A 20,629-nucleotide genomic window follows, 5' to 3' on the forward strand; every position below is an offset into this window, starting at 1 on the left:
ATTTTCTCAATCTGGTGATTATGGCATGAAGGTAACACCCCTTCCCATACCGAACAGGTCGGTTAAGCTTCAATGCGCCAATGGTACTGCAGGGGTAACTTTGTGGGAGAGTAGGTCGTCGCCAGGTTAAAATATTCCGCGATAGCTCAACGGTGGAGCACTCGGCTGTTAACCGATAGGTTGAAGGTTCAAATCCTTTTCGCGGAGCCATTTTTATTTAAAGTATATAAAAGCTAATTAATAGCTTTTTTTTATTTGCCCAAAATTAATCTGTTATAACAAATATTATATAAATTTTTATAGTAAATAGATATTTTTAGTAATAACTTTTATTTAATATAAATATATACTTAAGTATCAATAATTTTATATTATTGATACTTTTATGTTTTTTTAAGGGATAATAAATACAACATATTGCAAGAAGAATTTTTAGACTATTTAGAAAATTTAGTTATTTGGAAAGGGTTTTTTATTTAAAGGTAGAATATATGAATATATATCTAATGAAAAGCTAGGAGGTATTGTATATGAAAGAATATAAAAGCAATAATCTAAGAAATGTAGGAATTGTTGGACATAGTGGATCGGGAAAAACTACAATAATGGAATCAATACTATATTACACCAAAGCTATAGATAGATTTGGAAAAGTTGATGACGGTACTACAGTTAGTGATTATGATAGTGAAGAAAAGAAGAGAAAAACATCTATTTCTACATCAGTAGCTTTAAGTGAATGGGAAGATGTGAAAATAAATTTAGTAGATATGCCTGGATATTTTGATTATATAGGTGAAATGATTGAGGGTTTAAGAGCTGTAGATATGGCAATGATAACTATCTGCGGTGTATCAGGTATAGAGGTTGGAACCGAAAAAGCTTGGGAATATATAAGTGAGCACAAGTTACCTAGAGCATTTTTTATTAACAAGCTAGATAGAGAAAATAGTAATTTTGAAGTAGTTTTGAAGGAGATAAAAGAAAAATTTGGGATATCTTCAGTGCCAATTCAATATCCTATAGGTAGTGAAGAAAATTTTAAAGGCGTAATAAATGTCATATCTAGAAGAGCGAGAATATTTAACCCTAAAACACGCAATATGGAAGATAGCGATATTCCAGAAGAATTAATTGATAAAGTAGATGAGTGTAAACAAATGGTTATGGAAGCTGTAGCCGAGACTGATGAAGTTTTATTAGATAAATACTTTAATGAGGGTTCTATAAGTGAAGAAGAAATATACCAGGGTCTTATAAAAGGAGCTTCTAAGGGAGAAATTGCACCTATAATGTGCGGATCTGCATTACTGGGGATAGGAATTAATACCTTGCTAGAAGATATGATTGAATGTTTTCCTTCACCAATTGATACAACTCTTTACAGTGCAAAAGATATAAAAAACAATAAATATATGCAAGTTAAAATTAATGATACTGATCCATTTTCTGCATTAGTATTTAAAACCATCGCAGATCCATTTGTAGGTAAATTATCTATGTTCCGTGTAATTACTGGGAAAGCTAAGAGTGATACAATGGTATATAATAGCAATAAAGAAAAAGAAGAAAAAATGGGTAATATGTATTTCTTAAAAGGTAAACAGCAATTTCAAACTCATGAAATTGAGGCAGGGGATATAGGGGCTGTTTCAAAACTTCAATATACTACTACAGGAGATACACTTTGTGATAGTGGGAGACTATTGATGTTTGACACTATGGATTTTCCGCAACCAGTATTTTCAAGGGCTATTGTAACTAAATCTAAAGGTGATGAAGATAAAATATCCAATGGATTAACAAAGTTATTAGAAGAAGATCCTACATTTTCAATAGCCAGGAGTGCAGAAAATTCACAAACTATAATTTCAGGGCTAGGTTCAACTCATCTGCAAGTAATAGTTAGTAAATTGAAAAATAAATTTGGAGTTGATGTATCATTAGAAATTCCAAGGATTGCTTATAGGGAAACAATTAGAAAAGCTTCTGATGTTCAAGGTAAACATAAAAAACAATCGGGAGGACATGGTCAATATGGTGATGTAAAAATTAAATTTGAACCTAGAATAGACGGAGCAGATGAATTAGAATTTGTTGATGCAGTAGTAGGTGGAACAGTTCCAAGGCAATATATACCTGCTGTTGAGAAAGGTTTAAAAGAATGCATTCAGCATGGAGTACTTGCTGGTTTTCCAGTTATAAGGCTTAAAACAACGCTACATGATGGTTCATATCATGCTGTAGATTCTTCTGAAATGGCATTTAAAATGGCGGCTTCCTTAGCTTACAAGAAAGGTCTTCAAGAAGCACATCCTGTTTTATTAGAGCCAATTATGCACGTGGAAGTAACTTGTCCAGAGGATTATATGGGTGATATTATTACAGATATAAATAAAAAAAGGGGTAGAATACTAGGAATGGAATCAGTTGAGAGAGGACAGAAAGTCATAGGAGAAGTACCACAATCAGAGCTATTTAATTATGCAACAGATTTAAGATCAATGACTGGTGCTAGGGCAAATTTCAGAGTAAAATTTGAAAGATATGAAGAAGTGCCTTCAGAAGGAATTGATAAAATAATTGAAGCTAATAACAACCTGGAATAGAAGTTAATTGTTAGTTATACTCAAGGGATACTGTTTTTACGAGTAATATTATAAAACCGTAGTTATATACGGTTTTATTTTTTTGATTTAAATACTAATTTTTAAGGTATTAAACAAATAAAAAAATATTATATTAAATACGTATATTTTACCTAAAATTACAAACCCTAATATTAAATATGTTAAAGAGGGGAGAATTGAATGTCTGAATATAGATTAGACCTTGTTTCTGATATTAACTTAAGTGATTATAGCAGCATTCATGATTATATGGGGATAATTGAACAAAATGATAAGTTCACAATTACTTCAAAAATGACAAGTCCTGAAGAAATGAAAATATTATGTAAAATGTTGGAAAACAATTATTTTACTATTGTAGCACAAGGAGGTACTCAAAATGGGGAGTATTATATTACATCGCAAAAGGAAAAATGATATTATAGATACTAGGTTAATAGAGCAGGCATATGGGTCAGATTCCCCCTATAAAGCAACACTACATACTTTAGAAATTAATACTTATGCAGATTCATCAATTATTTCAAAATCAATAGTACCATCTGTAGATTTAGAATATCGGTTACGAGCTAATAGCAATGAAAACTTATCCAAATAATTAGTTAATATAATAGCATTTTAGATAATGATTTATTAACTCATCATAATTAGTTTTAAATATTTTGAAATAACAAATTTAAGAAAGGAACTTTCTTAAGTTTGTTATTTATTTTATACAAAATTATAGGGCTGATTCTCAATAACCAATATAGTTTTTTCGCAGCGATACAAAAAAAATATTGAATTTTTTTAAGCTGAGTGTTATGTTATAAATAGGAAGAAATGAGAGCGAAATGCACTTTATTTATGTTTTATAAGCAAAATTAATTAGGGGGGATCCGAATGAAAAAGGTAGTATTTACTAAAAACAGAAAAAATATATGGGATAAATTAGAAGAAAATTCTATAACCTTGATGTTTGCAGGTGAGTCACCATATAAATCAGGAGATGAAAAATATGCATTCACTCCAAATAGGAATTTTTACTATCTAACAGGTATAGATAGAGAAAAGATGATTTTAATGTTAGTGAAAAGAAACGGTAAAGTTGACGAAACGCTGTTTATAGAAAAAAATGACCCTGTTATGGCTAGGTGGGTAGGAGAGAAAATGCCGGAAGTTCAGGCAAAGGAAATTTCAGGAATAGAAAGTATTTTGCTTCTAGAAGAATTTGAAGAGGTTTTTGGAAGCATTATGGATAGAGCTAAAATAGATAATTTATATTTGGACCTTGAAAGACAACAGTTTCAGTTAGCGATGATGCCTTCACAAAATTTTGCTAAGGTTGCATTGGAACGATATCCATATTTAAGAATAAAAAACATATACCATGAAATAGCAAATCTTAGACTTATAAAATCAAAAGAGGAAATTGACCTAATAAGGGAAGCTATAGATATTACAGATAGAGGTATAAAAGCACTAATGCAAAATGCTAAAGTAGGCATGACAGAATATCAATTAGAGGCCTATTTTGATTTTACATTAAAAAGCAAGGGTATAACAGATTACGCGTTCCACACGATTGCAGCTTGTGGTGTAAATGCAACTATACTTCATTATGATAAGAATAATAGTGAACTTGAGGAAGGCAAATTAGTATTATTTGATTTAGGTGCTCAATACAAATATTACAATGCAGATATAAGTCGTACATTTCCTGTCAATGGGAAATTTACTGGGAGACAAAAGCAGATTTATAATGTAGTGCTAAGAGCCAATGAAGCAGTAACAGCTATTGCAAGGCCAGGTATATTGTTCTCAGTTTTAAATGAAACTGCTAAAAATGTACTTGCCACTGGATGTATAGAGCTTGGTCTTATTAAAGAAGCTAGCGAATTACCTAAGTATTATTTTCATGGTGTAAGCCATTATTTGGGGATGGACACTCATGATGTAGGAAATCGTGATATAGAACTAAAACCAGGAATGGTGCTTACTAATGAGCCAGGACTTTATATTGAAGAAGAGAATATTGGAATTAGAATAGAAGATGATTTATTGATTACAGAAGATGGATGTGAAAATCTTTCAAAACAGATAATTAAAACTGTAGAGGAAATTGAAGAATTTATGGCATTGTAGATTTTTATAAATATTTATCCGTTTGTGAATAAGTAGTAAGTTTAAATTACTACTTATTTTTTATAGAAAGAAACTATTATATGCTGGATTTTAAAGAAGATAGAAGGAGGAAGATATCATGATTAAAAAATTTATTTCTTATTACAGCCCTCATAAAAAATTATTCATATTGGACATGGTTTGTGCTTTTTTAGTAGCATCATTGGATCTTGTATTTCCTATGGTAACTAGAAATATTTTAAATGAAGCCTTACCACAGAACAATATAAATCGAGTATTTATGTTTACTGCAGTACTCGCAATTTTATATTTATTTAAATTAGTATTTAACTATATAATAGAATACTGGGGTCATGTTGTGGGTGTGAGAATGCAATATGAGATGAGAAAAGATATATTTTCTCATCTTCAAACCTTGCCCTTCAAATATTTTGATGATAATAAAACTGGACATATTATGTCTAAAATAATTAATGACTTAATGGAAATATCAGAGCTTGCGCACCATGGTCCTGAGGATTTATTTATTTCTCTAGTCATGCTTATAGGATCTTTTATCGCCCTATGTACTATTAATGTGGAGCTAACATTAATAGTGTTTGCTACGGTGCCCCTAATGATATGGTTTGCTATGAGCAGAAGAATTAAAATGGCAGATGCATTTAGAGCTGTTAGAAAAGAAGTTGCAAATGTAAATTCAAGCCTAGAGAATAGTATATCAGGCATAAGAGTTGCTAAATCCTTCACTAATGAAGAGTATGAAATGGAGAAGTTTGATGAAGGAAATGAGAAGTTTAAGCAGTCTAGGCAATATGCATATAAATATATGGCTAACTTTTCTGTTGGTATAAAATTTTTTGTGGACATCTTAAATGTTATTATTATAGGATTCGGAGGGTATTTTGTATATAAAAAATGGATAAACATACCTGATTTGGTAGCATATTTATTGTATATACAATTTTTTATGCAACCAATTCGAAGACTTACCTCTTTTGTAGAGCAATATCAATCAGGTATGGCTGGGTTTGAAAGGTTTTTAGAGTTAATGAGTATGGAACCTGAAATAGTGGACAAGGACAATGCCATAGTTTTTGAAAATGTATTGGGAGATATAGAATTAAAGGATATAACTTTTAGCTATAATGATAAAACCTCTATTTTATCTAATATGAGTTTGCATATAGAGGAAGGAAAAACTTTAGCTATTGTTGGGCCATCAGGTGGAGGAAAAACTACCTTATGTCACTTAATTCCAAGATTTTATGAATTAGACGGAGGTGACATTTTAATTGATGGGAATAGTATAAAAGATGTTACACTGAAATCCTTAAGACAAAATATTGGAATTGTTCAACAAGAGGTGTTTTTGTTTACAGGAACTATAAAGGAAAATATATTATATGGAAGGGCCGATGCAACAGATGAGGAGATAATAGAAGCTGCTAAAAATGCAAATATACACGACTTTATAATATCACTATGTGATGGGTATGACACAAATGTAGGTGAAAGAGGAGTTAAACTATCTGGTGGTCAAAAACAGAGGATGTCAATAGCTAGAGTGTTCCTAAAAAACCCTCCTATATTAATTTTAGATGAGGCTACATCAGCATTAGATAATGCTACAGAGATAATAATTCAAAAATCATTAGAAAAGTTATCTAAAGGTAGGACAACACTTGTAGTAGCGCATAGGCTTTCTACTGTAAAAAATGCAGATGAAATAGTAGTAATTACAGATCAAGGCATACAGGAAAAAGGTACCCATGATGAATTAATAGCCGTTTCCGGAATATATTCAAAATTGTATAATGCTCAATTTAAGGGATACATTCCAGACGAAGTAATATAAATATAGATTTTATGGTGATGTGAGATTTATTTTAGTAAAAGCTTATCTTCTTATTTTTAGGAGGTAAGCTTTTTATTTTGTAAAAAATTTAAATAAGTAACAATAATTTGTATAAAAATGTAAAAAAAATCATTACGAAAATTACTGGTAGAACAAGGGGAAAAAATTGTTTTAGAGAATAGTAAATATATGTAAACAATTAATTGATTTTATTTATAGATAGATAACAATAAATTTTTTAAAACAAAAGTTGTAAAAGGGGGAGCAAAATGATTAAAAATAAGAATAACATAAGCGAACTATTAGATGACATCAAAACTTTCACATATTTTAAGGATAATGCAGAAATAGATGTGGTTTTAAAGGAGAGTGAAAGTATTAATGTTAGAAGTTATGATGATAAATGTATAATTATTAATTTTTTTGATTATAAAAAAGGAATTTCCATGTTGTACAAAGATAGAAAATATATAAATAGGCGAATTCTTTAGTATTGAAGCTTAAAAGGTGATGATTTAATAGGAAATTAATATTCTATTACAATATGCAAGAAGGAAATAAAAGTGGGCATAATTAAAAGTATAAGTAAATTCATTGCAAGTGAGGTGTTTAGATATGATGTTTAATAAGTTTACAGAAAGAGCACAAAAAGTTTTGGTCTACGCTCAAGAAGAGGCTGAGGGATTAAAGCATGGATATGTAGGTACAGAGCATATACTTTTAGGTCTACTAAAGGAACAAGATGGGCTATGTAAAAAATCATTGAATGATATGAAGATTTTTTCAGAAGGGGTAAAAAAATTAGTAATGGAGTATGAAGGTGAAGGCGATGTAGAAATGCGTAGAAGTGAGATACCTCTGACTCCAAGGACCAAACGATTATTAGAACTAAGTCTTATAGAAGCCAGAAATTTAAATCATAATTATATTAGCCCAGAACATATTTTGCTCGCACTAATTAGAGAAGCAGAAGGTGTTGCATATACAATTTTAGCTAATTTAGGAGCAGATTTTAACAAACTAAGGGATGTTATATTAAAAAATTGGTGTTCTGAAGATACCCCAAAGGCAAATTTATCAAAAGAAAAACAAAAACATGGTACAGAAACCTTAGATCATTTTGGTAAAGACTTAACTGAAATGGCGAGAGAAGGTAAACTTGACCCTGTTATAGGGAGAGATAATGAAACTCAAAGGCTACTCGAAATTTTGTGTAGAAGAATGAAAAATAATCCCTGCCTTATAGGAGAGGCCGGTGTAGGTAAAACAGCAATAGCAGAGGGTCTTGCACAAAGAATAGCAACAGGCAGTATTCCAGAAATATTGAAAGATAAAAGAGTGATAACTTTGGATATATCCTTAATGGTTGCAGGTTCTAAATATAGAGGAGAATTTGAAGAAAGGCTTAAAAAAGTTATGCAAGAGATATTACAATCAGGAAATATTATTATATTTATAGATGAGATTCATACTATTATTGGAGCGGGAGGAGCAGAAGGGGCTATTGATGCTTCAAATATATTAAAACCTGCCCTTGCTCGTGGAGAAATTCAATGCATAGGTGCAACAACTATAGATGAATACAGAAGGTACATTGAAAAAGATTCAGCATTAGAGAGAAGGTTCCAACCTATAACTGTAGGAGAGCCAAGTAAAGAAGAAGCTGTTAATATATTAAAGGGGCTTCGAGATAAGTATGAAGCCCATCATAGAGTTAAGATTACAGATAGCGCAATTAATGCAGCTGTTAGCCTATCTGACAGATATATATCTGATAGATATTTACCTGATAAAGCAATAGATCTTATTGATGAAGCTGGTGCAAAGGTAAGAATTCAAAATTTAACTGCCCCACCGAATTTGAAAGATTTGAAAGATGAAATAGACAAAATTTCTAAAGAAAAATCCGATGCTATATTAGTACAGGACTATGAAAAAGCAGCTAAACTAAGAGATACAGAAAAACAATTAAAGGACAAATTAGATAATTCAAAAAACAATTGGAAAACTCAAAATAAAGGAGATCAATTAATAGTTTCAGAATTTGAAATTGCAAATGTAGTATCAAAATGGACTAATATCCCTATAGAAAAATTGACACAAAAGGAATCAGAGAGGCTACTAAAGTTAGAAGAGGTACTTCAAAGAAGAGTAATAGGACAATGTGAGGCCGTTAAAGCTATTTCAAAAGCTGTTAGACGAGCGAGGGTAGGATTAAAGGACCCTAAGAGACCTATAGGTTCTTTTATATTTTTAGGACCCACTGGTGTGGGCAAAACAGAGTTATCAAAAGCACTAGCTGAGTCTATGTTTGGTAATGAAAATAACATGATAAGAATAGATATGTCAGAATATATGGATAAGCATACAGTTTCAAGGCTTGTTGGATCACCTCCAGGATACGTGGGGTTTGAAGATGGTGGGCAATTAACTGAAAAGGTGAGAAGAAACCCTTACTGCGTTATACTTTTCGATGAAATTGAAAAAGCCCATGCGGATGTAACTAATATTTTATTACAAATATTAGAAGATGGAAGGTTAACAGATGGGAAAGGAAAAACAGTGGATTTTAAAAATACAATAATTATAATGACATCAAATGTTGGAGCATCCACTCTGAAAAAACAGAAGTCTCTAGGTTTCGATATAAAAGAAAATAATATAAATTCAGAATACGAAAAAATGAAAGAAAATATAATGGAAGAGTTAAAACATTCCTTTAAACCTGAATTTCTAAATAGATTAGATGATATTATCGTATTTCATTCGCTAGAAAAGGATGATTTATATAAAATAGTAGAATTAATGCTTGAGGTAGTGAAGGAGCGTCTTAAAGATTTACAAATTAATATTAGTTTTGATGAGGAAGCTAAAAAACAGCTAGCTCTTGCTGGACTTAATAGTATTTATGGGGCTAGACCACTTAGACGAGAAATTACAAAGACGGTGGAAGATATGATTTCTGAAGAAATACTTAAGGGGAATATTAATAAAGGCGATAATGTAAGTGTTTTTATTAAAAATAGTGAGCTAATTTTTAAAACTTTATAAGACTTTGATTATTTGATGTTGTTTATATATAGTAAAAAGTATATACTTAAAAAGTATAGTTTTAAAAAAACCACTCTTGAGTGGTTTTTTAATTTGTATAAAATTACAAGAGTTAGTTTAATGTAGGATTTTCACACCATATTTATTTTCATGTGGTTTATTAGAAATAAATAATTATATAAGTGATTTTTATATGACATAACTGTTTAAAATAAAGATATTAGGCGAAAATAAATAATTAAGCTAGAATGCTGAGACCTGGTAGTGTATCCTAAGTTAGAAAATATTATTATACAGAGCGAAATCAAAAGAAAATTATTAATAAGAATATTAATATTGCATCACCATAGGTGATGATTTAATGGAAATAATTACTAAGTAGGGAGAAAAATATGAGAGAAGAGAAAAGTAAGGAACTTATGAATATATTAAAATTAATGGCACCTGGGACTTCTCTTAGAGAAGGGCTTGAAAATATTTTAAGAGCTAAAACTGGTGGACTTATTGTCTTAGGGGATAGCAAGGAAATATTAGATATCGTAGATGGCGGTTTTGGCATAAATGCAGAATATAGTCCAGCGTACATATATGAACTAGCAAAAATGGATGGGGCTATTGTAATAAGCAGTGACTTGAAAAAAATAGTATATGCAAATACTCAACTTATGCCTAGTCCTACTATACCCACTTTTGAAACTGGAACAAGGCATAGAACTGCTCAGAGAATAGCTAAGCAAACGGGGTCGGTTGTTGTTGCGATATCACAAAGAAGAACTATTATAACAGTTTACAAAGAGGATATAAAATATGTTTTAAGAGATAGTAGCGTTATATTAGCAAAGGCAAGTCAAGCTATTCAGACTTTAGAAAAATATGTTTCAGTTCTTGAGCGAGTAGTAAGCAATCTAAATCTTTTAGAATTTCAAGATTTAGCTACTCTCTTTGATGTTATATCATCAATACAAAGGACCGAAATGGTTATGAGAATAGTTGGTGAAATTGAAAGATACATTTGTGAACTAGGAAATGAAGGTAGGTTAATTTCAATGCAATTAAATGAACTTATTAGAAGCGTTGAAGAGGACGGAATACTATTAATAAGAGATTATTGTCAAAGTGGTATGGATTATACGCAAATGTATAGACAAATAGAAAATATGAGTTCTGAGGAACTATTAGATTTAGATTTTATATCTAAAATAATTGGATATATAGGCGTTCCACTAGTGGACACTCTAATTTCTCCAAGAGGATATAGGATGCTAAATAAGATACCTAGAATACCTGCAAATGTAATAGAAAATTTAGTTAAGCATTTTAGAGAATTAAAAGGTACAATGGAAGCTTCTTATGAACAACTTGATAGCGTAGAAGGTATTGGTGAAGCAAGAGCTAAAGCTATTAAAAATGGATTAAGAAGATTAAAAGAGCAATTTATGTTAGATAAACAAATATAGCACAAAATAAGTTTTAACTTATTTTGTGCTATATTCCTATCTCATATTATATTTACCTAAGGTGTTAATCTTATCATACTCTTTTAAAAGAATGTCATATAAATTCAGGTCCAAAAGGTTACAGAGTGAGGTAGTATAAAAAAGATTATTTCCCAGTTCTCTCTCTAAGACATCTCTACAGCTTTCACAAAGATTACCTTGCATATGAGTATCAAGTGAAGCACTAAGGGTATCCAAATCCAAATCATCTATATTATCAGGAGTAGACTGCTTTTTTGCTTCAACTTTAATACAACCACAATTGGTAATAGATTTTATAACAGCTCTATTAACTCTTGCCTCTGACTCTTGAAGTTTAGTAATTATATCTAAAATACTTCTATGCCTTAATAGCGATTCATCCACAGAATTTTGAAAATTATCAAATATACAATCTTTCATTGTGTTCAACTCCTTACAAAGATTTAAATAACTATACTAGTTTAATTATAGGTTTTGTATTATGTTTTTGTCAATAAATTAAGTACAAATTTCAGCTTATGAATATATAATAAACCAATAGCAGTTTTATTAATAGGGGGAGATATTATGTTAAATATTGGTGAAAGAGTATTTATAGCAGATTATGGTGCTGGTTATATACAGGATATAGTTAGCAGTGAATTATATTTTATAAAAGATAAATATGTAAACATTTATCTTTTATTAGATAATATGAATTTTATGATTCCTATAGATAAAATTAAAAATTATAAAATAAGAAATATTTTAAGTAAAATGGAACTAGAAACAACATTATTCACAATATTAAGCTATCCAGATTATATAGAGAGTAATTGGAACAATAGATATAGAACTAACAAGAAAAAAATCCAAAGTGGAAATACTCTAAAGATGTGTCAAGTAATTAGAGACTTATATTATTTAAAGAGGGAAAATATGCTTCCACCAGGAGAAACAAAAATCTTAGAAAGAGTTGAAGGTATGGTAGCTAGTGAAATAATGCTAGTGCTTGAACTTAATATGGAACAAGCATTATCTAAAATAAGGAATTTAGTTTAACAAATTGTTAATTGTATGGTACATTTCATTGAAATACAGAAACTTATAGTATATATTAGATAATAACAGGATATAAATTGGAATAAGTGTTAATAATTTAGAAGGAGGTGAAATTTTTTGTTAAAAAAAATTTTAAGAGGACTTTTTACAATCATAGGTTTAATTATAGGCTACTTAGTAGGTGAAATGCTTCTAAGCACAGATTATTTAGCGGGATTTAATAATTTTAAAAGTGATACTATTCAAGGAATAATTTTTGTCATTTTTTCTACTTTGATTTTCGGGATTATATTATTTTTAATATCTCCTATAATCGTATCTTTTATAATGAAGTTTATGGATTATGTTGAGAAAAGTACACAAAAGATGCCAACATCTCAAATTATTTTTGGTACATCTGGGGCAATAATAGGTCTTGTAATTGCATCTTTATTTGCAGGATTATTTAAATATCAATCTCTTATATGGAATATTTTTGCTGTTATTTTTACAGTTATAATGGCAGCTTTGGGAGCAGATATTTGCGCTAGAAAAAGGGATGAAATCTTATCTTTTTTTACAAGCATTAAAAGGAAAGATGGATTCAAAGATAAAAAGGCCAAGGGGTTTACTAATGAAAATCCGAAAGTTTTAGATACATCCGTAATAATTGATGGTAGAATATTTGATATATGTCAAACTGGTTTTGTTGAAGGACCATTAATAATACCTACTTTTGTATTAGAGGAACTTAGGCATATTGCTGATTCTTCTGATGGGCTTAAGCGAAATAGAGGAAGAAGAGGTCTGGATATATTAAATAAAATTCAAAAAGAATTAAATATTGAAGTTGAAATTTGGGAGAAAGATTTTCCGGATATTGCAGAAGTGGATAGTAAACTTCTAAAATTAGCTCAGGTTTTGAATGGCAAAGTAATCACCAATGATTTTAATCTTAACAAGGTAGCTGAATTCCAAGGGGTTCCAGTTTTGAACATTAACGAACTGGCAAATGCAGTAAAACCAGTGGTTTTGCCAGGAGAAGAAATGAAAATTCAAGTGATGAAAGATGGAAAAGAATCAGGCCAAGGAATAGCTTATTTAGATGATGGCACAATGATTGTCGTTGAAGGCGGAAGGCGTTATATTGGTGAAAATATAGTTGTTATTGTAACATCAGTACTTCAGACTGCTGCGGGTAGGATGATTTTTGCTAAAAATAAGGATTCTTTAGTGAAAAATTAATCATATTACGTAAGTGAGGTTTGGTTATGAGTAGAAACTGTGCAATAATTTTGGCAGCGGGTAAGGGAACACGGATGGGCCAAAGTATTAATAAGCAATATTTAAAAATTAATAAGCATCCAATTTTGTATTATACTTTAAAAGCTTTCACGCAGTGCGATTGTATAGATGAAATTATAGTTGTTGTGGCAGAAGGTGAAATGGACTATTGCAGAGAAGAAATAATTAATAAATATAATTTTTTTAAAGTAAAAGCTGTAATCGTTGGAGGCGCTCAGAGGCAAGATTCCGTGCTAAATGGTCTAAAGGCTCTGCGAAATTGTGAAATTGTGCTTATTCATGATGGGGCAAGGCCATTTATAAACGAATCTATTATTAAAAATGCGATCCTGTATGCTAATTTATATGGAGCAACTGCCTGTGGGGTAAAGCCTAAGGATACTATTAAGATTGTGGATGCATCAGGATTTTCTATAGAAACTCCTGATAGAGAAATGCTTTTTTGTGTTCAAACGCCTCAAGCATTTAAATATGACCTCATATTAAAATGTCATATGAAAATTAATGAAGAGGATATCAGGGTAACCGATGATACCATGGTAGTTGAAAGGTATGGTAATAGAGTGTATCTTTATGAAGGTAGCTACAATAATATAAAGATTACAACTCCAGAGGATCTAGAAATGGGAAAACAAATATTAGAAGGTTCGAGTAGTTGACACTATGGGATTTAATAGGTATAGTTACTTATAACTATAAAGAAAATTTTTTAAAATTAAATATTAGGCAATGATGAAGAATAGTAAAGGCCAATTTACAGAGAGAAAATACTAGGTTGAGAGATTTTCAAAGGCTTTGAACCCACTTTTGAGCTGTAGTAAAACTACCGGTAGTATATATCGTTAAAAAAATAAGTGCAAATTTAGGTGGTACCGCGAATTTACTCGCCCTAAAACAGGGGCGAGTTTTTTATTTTTTGCTATCGTTTTAAATAAGGCATCTTAAAAAATATAATAGTTTACTGATCAATTATTTTTTCAGTGTGCCTAAGATATATAAGGAGGAATATTCATGAAATTATCAAAAATGTTAATAAGTACATTAAGAGAAGTACCGGCTGAGGCAGAAATAGTGAGTCATCAATTAATGTTAAGAGCTGGAATGATAAGGAAGGTCTCCTCAGGTGTTTATAATTATATGCCATTTGGAATAAAAGTTATAAAAAAAATTGAAAAAATTGTTAGATCAGAAATGGAAGTAGCAGATGCACAAGAGTTTTTAGCATCAGCCTTACTGACCTCAGAACTATTAATAGAATCTGGCAGGTGGAATATTTTTGGGCCAGAGGTATTTAGATTAAAAGATAGAAATGAAAGAGAATTTTGTTTAGCACCGACGCATGAAGAAACATTTACAGATATAGCTAGGAATGAAATCAAATCTTATAAACAACTACCTTTGAATTTATATCAAATCCAAACAAAATACAGAGATGAGAAAACAACAAGACTTGGGGTAATGACATCAAGAGAATTTACAATGGGAGAAGCTTGTAGTTTTGATGCTAGCAATGAGGGACTAGATATATCTTATAATAAAATGTATAATGCTTATACGAATATTTTTAAAAGATGTAGCCTTAAATGTAAGGATGTAGAGGCTGACTGCGGAGCGATGGGTGATTTATCTTCATTAGAATTTATGGTTAAATCTGAAGTTGGTGAAGAGGAGGTAGTTACCTGCAGTTCATGTGGCTATGCGGTTAATATGGAGAAGGCAACAAGTACTTCGGAGCCAATGAAAAAAGAGGAATTTAAGGAACTTAACAAAATATTAACTCCAGGTATAAAAACTATAGAGGATTTAGAGAAATTTTTTAATACAACAAATAAAAAATTTGCTAAAACTCTAATATTTAAGGCCGATGATAGAGTAATTGCTGTTATGGTACGTGGAGACAGACAATTAAACGAGAATAAAGTAATAAATGCAATAGGTGGAGCTAAGAAATTTGAATTGGCAGATGAAGGGGTTGTAATGGCATCAACATCTGCAATTGTCGGGTTTGCTGGTCCAATTGGTATTGTAGCGGATTTACTATTAGTAGACTCCGAGGTAGCTAATATGTATAATTATATAGTTGGTGCAAATGATACAGGATATCATTATGAAAATGTTAATTATGGTAGAGACTTTAAAGGCTTGGTTGGAGATTACAAAAAAGTAGTTGAGGGAGATAAATGCAGTAAGTGTGAATCTCAAATTACAATTGATAGGGGTATAGAATTAGCACATATCTTTAAATTAGGAACTGTTTATTCACAATCTATGGGTGCAACTTTTATAGGCCAAGATGGAAAAAATAATCCTTTAGTCATGGGACGGTACGGGATAGGTATAAATAGAACAATGGCAGCTATTATTGAACAACATCACGATGAAAATGGTATAAAATGGCCAATGTCCGTTGCTCCATATCAAGTTGTAGTAGTTCCAGTATCTATAAAAGACGAAGAGCAGATGAAAATTGCGGAAGAAATTTATAACAAACTTAAAGGAATAGGCGTAGAGGTTCTTATGGATGACAGAAACGAGAGAGTTGGAGTTAAATTTAAGGATTTGGATTTAATTGGAATTCCAATAAGAATTACTATAGGTAAAAAAATTTCTGAAGGTAATGTTGAGTTTAAATTGCGATATGCTGGAGATAATGAAATAATAGAAATAGATTCAGTTATGGATAGAGTTAAACAAGAATTTGTAAATAATAACATAACATTGTAGATTTAAGAAGGAGAATAACCATGGAATTTAATATGCTTAAAGGAAAATTTACAAGGGATGGAGTTAAACAATTAAACCCACTTGTTCTTGCAATAGTTGGAGATGCAATTTATGAGGTGTTTATTAGAGCGTATCTCGTAGAAAAAAATAGAGATATGAATGCCCATAAAATTCATATTAAGGCAGTTGCATATGTAAAAGCACATGCACAAAGTGAGTATATGAAATTCCTTATAGAAGATTTAAGTGAAGAAGAACTTAGTATATTTAAAAGGGCTAGAAATTCAAAAAGCGGGACTACTCCCAAAAATGCAGATTTGAATGAATATAAGTGGGCTACAGGATTTGAAGCTTTAGTAGGTTTCTTATATTTAAGTGAACAGAATGAAAGATTAAACTATATTTTCGAGAAAATTATAAATTTTGATTTGGAGGATGAGTAAGTATGCTTGTGGTTAAATTAATAGAGCACACACCCAATCCTGAGAAAATTGTAGCGGCAGCAGCTAAACTTTGTTATAGCCCTGTAGGTGTGGATGAAATACTAGAAAATTTAGATGAGGAAAAAACTGCGAAACTTTTGAATATGTTGATGACTTATGGACATCATTCACCAATAGAACATGTGAGCTTTACTTTTGCAATTGAAGGTATATCTAGAAGCTTGACACACCAATTGGTTAGACATAGGGTAGCGTCATATTCTCAACAAAGTCAGAGGTATGTAAAGCTTGAACAATTCGAATACATAATTCCGCCAGACATTGAGAAAAATGAAAGAGCAAAAAAAATTTTTATAGAGTCTATGAATCGTGTTCAAATAGAGTATAATCAGTTAGTGGAGATATTATGCAAGGATGAGTTAGAAAATCTTATAAAAGAGTATTTAAGTCACAAAAAATTGATTAATCCTGAAGAAATTGAGAAAAAACAATATATAATTCTTAAGGGAAAAGCAGAAAAAAAAGCTATTGAAGATGCAAGGTATGTGTTTCCAAATGCTTGTGCAACTAAAATAATAGTTACTATGAATGCTAGAGAATTGATTCATTTCTTTAATCAGAGATGTTGCACTAGAGCTCAGTGGGAAATACGCCAAATGGCAAAGATAATGCTTATGCAAGCAAGAAAAGTAGCACCTGTACTGTTCAAATATGCGGGACCGAGTTGTGTTAATGGACCATGTCCTGAAGGCAGTATGTCTTGTGGAAAAGTCATGGATATAAGAAAAGAATATGCAATTAAATAGATAAAGAAAGAAAGAGGTATTTAAAATGAGTGATAATAAGAAATATCAAGAAAACAAAGGCAGTAGAGGGGTTTCAAGTAGTAGAGAAGATAGAAGTGGAACAGCTTCTAAAAGATATAAGACCGGCGATGCAACTACAAAAGAAAACAAAGGGTTTTCAAGTGGTAAAGTAGGTTCAAAAGAAGGCAAAAGTTTTTCAAGTAGTAAATATGAAAAAAGACCAGCACCTTCAAGAAGATATAGAGGTGACGATGCAAGTCCAAAAGAAAGTCATGACGGAGTAGGTAACAGAGAAGATAAAAACAAAGTAAACAATAAAAGAAATAAACAAAGTGATGAGAATGTAGTAGAAAATAAGAAGTTTACTAAAGAGAGAACTGAAATAAATCCTAGAAATAATAATGCCAGTGGTGAAGCTGAACCCCAAATATTGAGAGAAGATTTAATTGAAGGAAGAAATGCAGTTATAGAAGCATTAAAATCAGATAGAACTATAGAATATATTCTTATTGCCAAAGGTGATTTGGTAGGGTCTATAAGTGTAGTATTAGCATTAGCGAAAGAAAAGGGAATTGTTACCAAAGAAGTTGACAGAAGAAAGCTAGATGAAATGTCTCAAACTTCATCACATCAAGGAGTTATGGCAGTAGTAACGCCTTATAAATATTTTGGATTAAATGACATATTTAAATATGCAGAGGAAAAGGGAGAAAAGCCCTTTATAATTATACTAGATGAAATTGAAGATCCTCATAACTTTGGATCTATAATAAGAACTGCAGAGGTATGTGGAGCTCACGGTATAATAATACCAAAGAGGAGAAATGTAGGAGCTACGCCAATAGTATATAAAACCTCAGCCGGTGCTATTGAACATGTAAAAATAGCAAAGGTAACTAATATAAATGCAGCCATAGAAGAAATCAAAGAACGTGGAGTGTGGGTTTATGGTGCTGATATGGAAGCCGAAAATTATATTTTTAATACGGATTTAACTGGTGCAGTAGCACTTGTTATTGGAAGTGAAGGTAGAGGTATTTCTAAACTTACAAAAGAAAAATGCGATGTTCTGGTAAAAATACCTATGGTTGGGAAAATAACCTCTTTGAACGCATCTGTTGCGGGTGGTATAATAATGTATGAAATTATGAAACAAAAAATAAAGTAATTCGTGAAAACATTTTTCGTTGATGGGTATAATGTTATTAATAGCTGGCCAAATCTTAAAAAGATTAAAGAGTTCAGCTATGAATCTTCCCGCCTTCAACTTATTGATACTCTTCAAAACTACTCGGAATTTAAAGGTTATAAAGTGTTTATAGTTTTTGATGCACATATGGTTAAAGGTAGCATTGAAAAAAAAGAAAAACAAGGAAATTTGTTTGTGGTTTTTACAAAAGAGGGTGAAACCGCAGACAATTATATTGAAAGAACCGTAAATAACATAGGACGAAAATCGGAAATATGCGTTGTTACATCAGATTCTTTAGTACAACAGGTTACCTTCCAAAGAGGCGCAATCAGAATGTCCTCTATTGAATTTTATTATGAAGTAATAAGTATTGAAAAAAAAATACAAATTAAGACAGAAAAAAAATATTTAGAAAAAAGAAATAGCTTAGAAGAGAGAATAGATGAAAAAACATTGGAGAAACTTGAGAAAATTCGAAGGAACCTTTGAATTGTCTTGACTATAGAAATTCTTCTAAGGTATAATCATCTATATGACACATGTTTGGTGTGGAGGGGATATTTGTTGGAGAAGATCGTTAGAGTAAGTGTGGACATTTCATGCTTTGAGGATAGGTTGGATGAAGAAGTAGTTATTGAAGCACAAAAGAGAAATGTTAGAGCGCAAGAATATTTAATTAATAAGTACAAAAATTTTGTTAAAGCTAAAGCTAAGTCATATTTTTTGATTGGTGCCGATAAGGAAGATATTTACCAAGAAGGAATGATAGGTCTCTATAAGGCTATTAGAGATTTTAAGGCGGATAGATTATCTTCTTTTAGAGCTTTTGCAGAAATTTGTGTTACAAGACAAATAATCACAGCGATAAAGACAGCCACTCGACAAAAACATATTCCTCTTAATACATATATCTCTTTAAACAAACCAATATATGATGAGGAATCAGACAGAACATTATTAGATGTGCTATCAGGTGCTAAAATTACTGATCCTGAAGAACTAGTTATAAGCCGTGAAGAAGTAATAAGCATTCAAAATGAAATTGGGCAAGTTCTTTCAGAATTAGAAATGGAAGTGTTAATGTCATACTTGGATGGTAAATCCTATCAAGAGATTGCTTGTGATTTAGACAGGCATGCCAAATCTATTGATAATGCTCTTCAAAGAGTAAAAAGAAAATTAGAGAAATGTCTAAGTAAAAGATAAAAATGTATTGACAAATTAGATAAACAATAGTAAAATTAATAACTGGTGTATAGCTTTTAGTTGTACGTCAGCGGGAGTAGCTCAGTGGTAGAGCACCAGCTTCCCAAGCTGGGTGTCGCGGGTTCAATACCCGTTTCCCGCTCCAAAATTAAGTGCCCATATAGCTCAGTCGGCAGAGCGTCACCTTGGTAAGGTGGAGGTCACCGGTTCAATCCCGGTTATGGGCTCCATAATTATTAAGGTTCTAAAACACACTAGGATAAGTTTACTTGCACTAAAGTGTAATTATTTAAATAAGGAGGAATATAAAATGGCAAAAGCAAAATTTGAAAGAACTAAACCTCATGTAAACATTGGAACAATAGGACACGTAGATCACGGCAAGACAACATTAACAGCAGCGATAACGGCGGTACTTGCAACTAAGGGTTTAGCACAAGCATCTAAGTTTGACCAAATTGACAAAGCACCAGAGGAAAGAGAAAGAGGGATTACAATCAACACCGCGCATGTTGAGTATGAAACAGTAAATAGACATTATGCACACGTTGATTGCCCAGGACATGCAGATTATGTAAAGAACATGATTACTGGAGCCGCACAAATGGACGGAGCAATCCTAGTTGTTAGTGCAGCAGATGGTCCAATGCCTCAAACAAGAGAGCACATACTACTTGCAAGCAGAGTTGGAGTAGGATATATAGTAGTATTCTTAAACAAAGCAGATATGGTAGATGATCCAGAATTATTAGAACTTGTTGAAATGGAAGTAAGAGAACTATTAAGTGAGTATGA

At 31.4% G+C, this 20,629-nt stretch carries 19 protein-coding genes, 3 tRNA genes, 1 rRNA gene and 1 other annotated feature; of the genes, 22 read left to right on the plus strand and 1 reads right to left on the minus strand.

The features are described from left to right. The first annotated feature begins 10 nt into the window (after nucleotides 1-10). From rrf to disA, 10 genes are all read left to right on the plus strand, one after another. Nucleotides 11-127, plus strand: a 5S ribosomal RNA gene (gene rrf, locus Ctaglu_RS14170). Nucleotides 128-135: 8 nt separating this feature from the next. Beyond that, nucleotides 136-210, plus strand: a tRNA-Asn gene (locus Ctaglu_RS14175). Nucleotides 211-530: 320 nt separating this feature from the next. After that, nucleotides 531-2,609 carry an elongation factor G gene (gene fusA, locus Ctaglu_RS14180; protein ID WP_125002794.1) on the plus strand — a complete coding sequence of 693 codons (2,079 nt, stop codon included), beginning with the start codon at nucleotides 531-533 and terminating at the stop codon, nucleotides 2,607-2,609. Between the two features lie 201 nt (nucleotides 2,610-2,810). After that, nucleotides 2,811-3,047, plus strand: a complete 237-nt coding sequence (locus Ctaglu_RS14185; protein ID WP_125002796.1) for a hypothetical protein — start codon at nucleotides 2,811-2,813, stop codon at nucleotides 3,045-3,047. Then, nucleotides 3,010-3,228 (plus strand): hypothetical protein, encoded by a 219-nt coding sequence (locus tag Ctaglu_RS14190; RefSeq protein WP_125002798.1) that lies wholly within the window; start codon nucleotides 3,010-3,012, stop codon nucleotides 3,226-3,228. Before Ctaglu_RS14185 ends, Ctaglu_RS14190 begins: the two co-directional genes overlap by 38 nt. A 284-nt stretch (nucleotides 3,229-3,512) precedes the next feature. Further along, a complete protein-coding gene (locus tag Ctaglu_RS14195; RefSeq protein WP_125002800.1) occupies nucleotides 3,513-4,754 on the plus strand; it encodes an aminopeptidase P family protein in 1,242 nt (413 codons plus the stop codon). A 118-nt stretch (nucleotides 4,755-4,872) separates the two neighbouring features. Continuing rightward, complete coding sequence (locus Ctaglu_RS14200) at nucleotides 4,873-6,609, plus strand: ABC transporter ATP-binding protein (RefSeq protein WP_125002802.1); 1,737 nt, start codon at nucleotides 4,873-4,875, stop codon at nucleotides 6,607-6,609. Nucleotides 6,610-6,878: 269 nt separating this feature from the next. Beyond that, nucleotides 6,879-7,100 (plus strand): hypothetical protein, encoded by a 222-nt coding sequence (locus tag Ctaglu_RS14205; protein ID WP_125002804.1) that lies wholly within the window; start codon nucleotides 6,879-6,881, stop codon nucleotides 7,098-7,100. A 124-nt stretch (nucleotides 7,101-7,224) separates the two neighbouring features. Further along, complete coding sequence (locus Ctaglu_RS14210; protein WP_125002806.1) at nucleotides 7,225-9,660, plus strand: ATP-dependent Clp protease ATP-binding subunit; 2,436 nt, start codon at nucleotides 7,225-7,227, stop codon at nucleotides 9,658-9,660. A gap of 392 nt (nucleotides 9,661-10,052) precedes the next feature. Beyond that, nucleotides 10,053-11,117 carry a DNA integrity scanning diadenylate cyclase DisA gene (disA, locus tag Ctaglu_RS14215; protein WP_125002808.1) on the plus strand — a complete coding sequence of 355 codons (1,065 nt, stop codon included), beginning with the start codon at nucleotides 10,053-10,055 and terminating at the stop codon, nucleotides 11,115-11,117. A gap of 36 nt (nucleotides 11,118-11,153) precedes the next feature. Here the strand turns inward: disA and Ctaglu_RS14220 are convergent, their stop codons facing one another. Further along, on the minus strand, nucleotides 11,154-11,558 hold the full coding sequence (locus tag Ctaglu_RS14220; protein ID WP_125002810.1) for a nucleoside triphosphate pyrophosphohydrolase family protein: 405 nt from the start codon (nucleotides 11,556-11,558) through the stop codon (nucleotides 11,154-11,156). 147 nt (nucleotides 11,559-11,705) lie between these two features. Between Ctaglu_RS14220 and Ctaglu_RS14225 the strand changes: the two genes are divergently transcribed. The 12 genes from Ctaglu_RS14225 to Ctaglu_RS14280 form a co-directional block, all read left to right on the plus strand. Further along, nucleotides 11,706-12,179 (plus strand): CarD family transcriptional regulator, encoded by a 474-nt coding sequence (locus Ctaglu_RS14225; protein ID WP_125002812.1) that lies wholly within the window; start codon nucleotides 11,706-11,708, stop codon nucleotides 12,177-12,179. Nucleotides 12,180-12,296: 117 nt separating this feature from the next. Continuing rightward, nucleotides 12,297-13,403: a PIN/TRAM domain-containing protein gene (locus tag Ctaglu_RS14230; RefSeq protein ID WP_125002814.1), complete on the plus strand. Its 1,107-nt coding sequence runs from the start codon at nucleotides 12,297-12,299 to the stop codon at nucleotides 13,401-13,403. A gap of 26 nt (nucleotides 13,404-13,429) precedes the next feature. Further along, on the plus strand, nucleotides 13,430-14,122 hold the full coding sequence (ispD, locus tag Ctaglu_RS14235; RefSeq protein WP_125002816.1) for a 2-C-methyl-D-erythritol 4-phosphate cytidylyltransferase: 693 nt from the start codon (nucleotides 13,430-13,432) through the stop codon (nucleotides 14,120-14,122). Nucleotides 14,123-14,183: 61 nt separating this feature from the next. After that, nucleotides 14,184-14,358, plus strand: a binding site (T-box leader). A 116-nt stretch (nucleotides 14,359-14,474) separates the two neighbouring features. Next, nucleotides 14,475-16,187 (plus strand): proline--tRNA ligase, encoded by a 1,713-nt coding sequence (locus tag Ctaglu_RS14240; protein ID WP_125002817.1) that lies wholly within the window; start codon nucleotides 14,475-14,477, stop codon nucleotides 16,185-16,187. Between the two features lie 20 nt (nucleotides 16,188-16,207). Next, nucleotides 16,208-16,630: a Mini-ribonuclease 3 gene (locus Ctaglu_RS14245; RefSeq protein ID WP_125002819.1), complete on the plus strand. Its 423-nt coding sequence runs from the start codon at nucleotides 16,208-16,210 to the stop codon at nucleotides 16,628-16,630. 2 nt (nucleotides 16,631-16,632) lie between these two features. Continuing rightward, the gene (gene thyX, locus Ctaglu_RS14250; protein WP_125002821.1) at nucleotides 16,633-17,436 is read left to right on the plus strand and encodes an FAD-dependent thymidylate synthase; all 804 of its coding nucleotides are present in this window, start codon (nucleotides 16,633-16,635) and stop codon (nucleotides 17,434-17,436) included. 382 nt (nucleotides 17,437-17,818) lie between these two features. Next, nucleotides 17,819-18,604, plus strand: a complete 786-nt coding sequence (gene rlmB / locus Ctaglu_RS14255) for a 23S rRNA (guanosine(2251)-2'-O)-methyltransferase RlmB (protein ID WP_224626749.1) — start codon at nucleotides 17,819-17,821, stop codon at nucleotides 18,602-18,604. A gap of 3 nt (nucleotides 18,605-18,607) precedes the next feature. Continuing rightward, nucleotides 18,608-19,117: an NYN domain-containing protein gene (locus Ctaglu_RS14260; RefSeq protein WP_125002825.1), complete on the plus strand. Its 510-nt coding sequence runs from the start codon at nucleotides 18,608-18,610 to the stop codon at nucleotides 19,115-19,117. A gap of 75 nt (nucleotides 19,118-19,192) precedes the next feature. Next, entirely contained in the window at nucleotides 19,193-19,834 is a 642-nt protein-coding gene (sigH, locus tag Ctaglu_RS14265) for an RNA polymerase sporulation sigma factor SigH (protein WP_125002826.1), read from the plus strand. 70 nt (nucleotides 19,835-19,904) lie between these two features. Beyond that, nucleotides 19,905-19,979, plus strand: a tRNA-Gly gene (locus tag Ctaglu_RS14270). 9 nt (nucleotides 19,980-19,988) lie between these two features. Beyond that, nucleotides 19,989-20,064: transfer RNA gene (locus tag Ctaglu_RS14275), tRNA-Thr, on the plus strand. A gap of 80 nt (nucleotides 20,065-20,144) precedes the next feature. Continuing rightward, on the plus strand, nucleotides 20,145-20,629 hold a 485-nt coding region (locus Ctaglu_RS14280; protein ID WP_125003021.1), incomplete at its 3' end, for a GTP-binding protein.

Origin of the sequence: Clostridium tagluense (assembly GCF_003865095.1) — a bacterium.
Classification (GTDB): Bacteria; Bacillota; Clostridia; order Clostridiales; family Clostridiaceae; genus Clostridium_AD; species Clostridium_AD tagluense.